This window comes from Mesorhizobium sp. (genome assembly GCF_005063415.1).
Classification (GTDB): domain Bacteria; phylum Pseudomonadota; class Alphaproteobacteria; order Rhizobiales; family Rhizobiaceae; genus Mesorhizobium.
Genome location: NZ_SUEG01000321.1, coordinates 319 through 1,694 on the forward strand (window position 1 = coordinate 319; position 1,376 = coordinate 1,694).

A 1,376-nucleotide genomic window follows, 5' to 3' on the forward strand; every position below is an offset into this window, starting at 1 on the left:
GAGATGGCGACCGCCGGCGCGTCGAAGGAAAACAGCTTTTCGAGAAGGCCGGCGGTCGCCATCTCGATCAATTCCCCAGGTGGTTCACCGGTGCAGTCGCGGCTGATCTTCAGGCGCATCCGCGACCTGGCGAGCGAGAAGAACAAGAAAGTCTTGGTTTTCGTCGAGGACGTAGCGGCATCGGGCGGCTACATGATCGCGGTTGCCGGCGACGAGATCTTTGCCGACCCGTCCTCCATCGTCGGCTCGATCGGCGTGGTGTCGGCCTCGTTCGGCTTTCCGGAGCTGTTGAAGAAGATCGGCGTCGAGCGCCGCGTCCACACCGCCGGCCAGAACAAGGCGGTGCTCGACCCGTTCAAACCGGAAAAGAAGGAAGACGTCGAGCGCCTGAAGGCGCTGCAGCTCGAGGTCCACGAGACCTTCATCGACCTCGTCAAGGACAGGCGCGGCAGCAAGCTCAAGGACGATCCCGACCTGTTCACCGGCCTGTTCTGGACGGCCAAGAAAGGGCTCGAACTCGGGCTGGTCGATGCGCTCGGCGACATGCGCAGCGTGCTGAAGAGCCGCTTCGGGCCGAAGACCCAGCTCAAGCTGATCACCGCGCCGCGCGGACTGTTCGGCCGCTTCGGCCTGTTCGGCTCGAGCTTTTCGGCGCCCGATATCGCCGCCGCCGCGGCAAGCGGCGTCATCGATGCGGCGGAAGAGCGCGCGCTGTGGGCGCGCTTCGGGCTTTGAAAAACCGGTGAAAGCGTCTAGCATAAATCATCAACCGACCCGACCGGCCGCTCAGCCGGCCTTGCGAGGGAGGAGTTTGACATGCCGCAGATCATTTTCTTCGCCGTCGTCGGCATTGCCGCCTATTTCGGCTACCGCTCCTTCGTCAGGGAAGCCGAGCGGGTGACCGCCAAGGTACGTCGGGCCGAAAAGCAGACGGCCAACGGCACGATGGGAACACTGGTCAAGGATCCGAAGACCGGCGAATACCGTCTGGCCAAGGATTGACCGTCGTCCCCCTCGCGGCCGAGCCAATGAATTCCGGGGCCAGCATTCGGGCATCGCATGCGCACGCCAAGATAAATCTCGCGCTGCACGTCACCGGCCGGCGCGCCGACGGTTATCACACGGTCGAAAGCCTGGCTGTGTTCACGCGCTTCGGCGACCGCATCGAGATGGAACTTGCCGACAGCGATGGGTTTTCGGTGTCCGGCAAACACGCCTCCGCGGTGCCGGCCGACGACAATAATCTGGTGGTGAGAGCGCGCGATGCACTGCGGCGCGAGGCCGGTCTCCAGCACGCGCCGGCTGTCGCCATCAGGCTCGAAAAGAACCTGCCGGTCGCGTCCGGCGTCGGCGGCGGATCGAGCGATGCGGCGGCT

At 64.5% G+C, this 1,376-nt stretch carries 2 protein-coding genes and 1 pseudogene; all 3 read left to right on the forward strand.

Annotated features, from left to right (window positions below; genetic code table 11):
- On the forward strand, nucleotides 1-735 hold a 735-nt coding region (locus E5W70_RS32290; RefSeq protein ID WP_292665398.1), incomplete at its 5' end, for a S49 family peptidase.
- Between the two features lie 81 nt (nucleotides 736-816).
- A complete protein-coding gene (locus E5W70_RS32295) occupies nucleotides 817-1,002 on the forward strand; it encodes a hypothetical protein (protein WP_292665400.1) in 186 nt (61 codons plus the stop codon).
- 26 nt (nucleotides 1,003-1,028) lie between these two features.
- Nucleotides 1,029-1,376 (forward strand): annotated as a pseudogene (locus E5W70_RS32300) (4-(cytidine 5'-diphospho)-2-C-methyl-D-erythritol kinase); the annotation flags it as partial.

What these genes read in the sequence shown, in the direction of transcription:
- E5W70_RS32295 (WP_292665400.1), top strand. Translation starts at nt 817, where the DNA reads ATGCCGCAGATCATTTTCTTCGCCGTCGTCGGCATTGCCGCCTATTTC.